The following is a 3,548-nucleotide window of genomic DNA, read 5'->3' on the forward strand; positions in this document are numbered from 1 at the left end:
CCGGCGATTGGAAATCGCGTCTATACAAACGAAGTCCGCCTACCCTGCGGGAAGGGCTTCGCCCAACGCGGACTTTTGAACTTCTTGAAACCCGCGAAGGCGGGTTTCGTCTGTGTAGCTGCGGTTTCTAACCGCCAAGCCCCCCCAACTTTAACCGCCAAGCCCCCCAACTTTAAGCGATAGATCCCCGGCGATTGGAAATCGCGCCAAGCCCCGCCAACTTTAAGCGATAGATCCCCGGCGATTGGAAATCGCGCCAAGCCCCGCCAACTTTAAGCGATAGATCCCCGGCGATTGGAAATCGCGGCTATACAAACGAAGTCCGCCTTCGCGGACTAAGAGAATATTTATACTCTCAAAATATGCGCAATTTTTTATGTTTTATCGTCCTTATATGGCTCCGCCAGGTAACGAGAAAGGTGGGGAAAAATCGCGCTTCGCCGAACGCACCCCACCCGTGCGGGAATGTTCAATCAATCCCCAATTCAAAGCCGGTGGTGTCACCCTGACAAATCCAAGCGCCCCAGTAAAACGGGTGCGCCAGCGGGGTGCAATCGGGCTGATTCGCGACAACTTCCTGACTCAATAGCCGGCACTTCAGCAATTCTATCAGCACCTGACGACCGCGCTTAGACTTGCGCAACTCTCCCACGGTAATTGTGCGAATATAATTCTGGGCATCTTGTAAGGCATCGCCACGCCCCAAACCGCGCTGCAAGTTGTTAATAAAACGCTCCATCAGCAGGGCAGTTGCCTTTTCGGGAACTGACCACAAACTCATCACCAGTGTCTTGGAACCGGCTAAGGCAAAGGCGCGGCGCAACCCAAAAACTCCCTCGCCGGTTTTGATGTCGCCGATGCCGGTTTCGCAGGCGGAAAGGATAGTCAGTTCGTTCGCCCACAAGTCGATCGCTGTCACATCTTGGGCGAAGACAATCCCTTTTCCCGCTTCTTTTGGAAGTTCGCCCCCGACTGCCCATGTGTTCGCTCCCGCGAGGGCGACTCCCGAACGCATCATCGGGTTTTCCACTTTAGATGCTGAGAAGCGATGGAAGATATCCCCCTCCGCACCCCTTGAAAAGGGCGGAGTTAACAGCCCCCCCTTTTTAAGGGGGGGTTGGGGGGGATCTTGCGGCATTTCCATCATCTCCCGCACTTGCGGCGCGAAATTTCGCAACCAATTGGCGGCATCCTGTTCGCCATTTTTCGCCAACCAAGTTGCACGCTTTTCCATCAGCGCCAGCAATTCCTCATCCACCAGCGCCCGGTTCTTTTCTAAGATATCCCGTTCCTCACCGCTGGGGCATTTCAGCAAATCTTGAATTAACTTCATCTCCTGCTCTTTCTCGTTTGCGAAGTAGCCGTGAGTGGCAATCAGCAGGATGCGGGGACATTTGCCGCTTGTCAGGTGAGATTCCAGGGCTTCCTGTTGCAGGTAGGGTTTGACTCTCAGCTTTTTGGCAACGCTTTCTCCCAGATAGCCCGTACCGGGGGCGGGGGTAAAAAATATGCCGTCGAGGGTGCTGAGCAATTCGGCAACGCCCGACAGGGATTTTGGTTCCAAGGTAGCGGCGTTACCAAGCTGTAGGGGCGACCCCCCGTGGGCCCCAGGAGATTCTAATGCTAAATTAAAATCGGGATCGGCTATAATCAGCGGTGCGGAGGCTGGGCGGTTGGGCTGAACTTTCGAGCGCAGGATATCGCGCCCGACGCTGAGGTAAGTCAGGGTGTATTCATCCATCAGCAGCCGCTTTCCTGTGCCGTCCACCGGCAATATCTGAAATGGCAGTAGGTTCAAAGCGCCATCGGGGGCGATTAGCCAGTGCCGGTGTTCTCCTATTATATCGCGGATGGGTTGGCAAATCAAATCCCGCAGTTCCGTTCCATTCGCCGGCTTGTTTTGACTGGCATTCTTGTCGCGTCTCGCACCCAGGGAATTCCCGGAAGGTTTGACAGACGCCTCCCGAAACACCTCAATCAGCCGGTCGATGGGTTCCGCTTCCCCTAAGTCTATCATCTCCACGGTGTCGGGCTGTTGGGAAGGCAAGACAAACGCTACATAACGAGCCGGTTGCCATTTATCTCCTTCAGGGGCGGTAAAGTCAGCGACACGAAAGCGGACAAACTCCACCAAGGCGGAACCTTCAGGCAATTCCAGCGCTACAGCGCGGCGATCGGTTGGTTGCTCTTGCAGCTGGATTTCGGGAACTTGGGAGGCGAGCAGCTTTTCCAAATTGTCAGACTCTTTTTGCAACTCGGCGAGGCGCTGCCGGTGGGCGGCTTTTTGGGCGTTCAACTGTTCCCAAGTCAGGCTAGGATCGGGGAGGGGGGGAGAATAGGTGAGGTGAACAATCTCGGTATTTAAGGAGCGCCATTTCTGGAATTCTTCCGCTAGGTGGGGGTAGCGCCCGCTGAAAAGCGCCTCGGAGAGCGCCGTCTGGGCGGATGCGGTGAGGGATTTGCGTTTGAGCACCACATCTAGGGCTGTTCGCACGGCTGCGGGTGAGTTGCGGAGGTATTTCCAGACGAGGGAGAGCAACATCCAATAATTGCCTTTGATGGTTTCGAGATAGGCAAGCCGGTCGCTTTCCGTACTGAAGGAAAACACGCGGCGAATTATATTATCCTCGACTTCAGTGGCTTGTTTCATTCGTGCCAGCGCCTCAACGGGGCGATTTGTCACCGCCAGTAATATTGCCAAATTGTTGAGGATACGGGCGACATCGGGGTGGTCGCCTTTAAACAGGCGCTTTGTCATCACCAAGGCTTCCTCATACAGGGGTTCGGCTTCCTCATAACGCCCCTGGAAATGGTAGAGGAATGCCAAATTGTTGAGGCTTGTGGCGACATCGGGGTGGTCGCCTTTAAACAGGCGCTTATACATCGCCAAAGCTTCCTCATACAGCGGTTCCGCTTTCTCGTAGCGCCCCTGGGAATCGTAGAGGTATGCCAAATTGTTGAGGCTAGTGGCGACATCGGGGTGGTCGCCTTTAAACAGGCGCTTTCTCATCGCCAAAGCTTCCTCATACAGCGGTTCCGCTTTCTCGTAGCGCCCCTGGGAATCGTAGAGTCCTGCCAAATTGTTGAGGCTAGAGGCGACATCGGGGTGGTCGCCTTTAAACAGGCGCTTTCTCATCGCCAAAGCTTCCTCATACAGCGGTTCCGCTTTCTCGTAGCGCCCCTGGGAATCGTAGAGTCCTGCCAAATTGTTGAGGCTTCTGGCTACATCGGGGTGGTCGCCTTTAAACAGGCGCTTTCTCATCGCCAAAGCTTCCTCATACAGCGGTTCCGCTTTCTCGTAGCGCCCCTGGGAACGGTAGAGTGCTGCCAAATTGTTGAGGCTTGTGGCGACATCGGGGTGGTCGCCTTTAAACAGGCGCTTATACATCGCCAAAGCTTCCTCATACAGCGGTTCCGCTTTCTCGTAGCGCCCCTGGGAACGGTAGAGTGCTGCCAAATTGTTGAGGCTTCTGGCTACATCGGGGTGGTCGCCTTTAAACAGGCGCTTTGTCATCGCCAAAGCTTCCTCATACAGCGGTTCCGCTTTC

At 55.0% G+C, this 3,548-nt stretch carries 1 protein-coding gene; it reads right to left on the reverse strand.

Annotated features, from left to right (window positions below):
- Positions 1–469: 469 nt before the first annotated feature.
- Positions 470–3,548: tetratricopeptide repeat protein (locus tag OSC10802_RS54755; protein WP_071593341.1), on the reverse strand; the 3,079-nt coding region annotated here is incomplete at its 5' end.

The organism is Kamptonema formosum PCC 10802, from assembly GCF_000332335.1.
Lineage (GTDB): Bacteria > Cyanobacteriota > Cyanobacteriia > Cyanobacteriales > Oscillatoriaceae > Oscillatoria.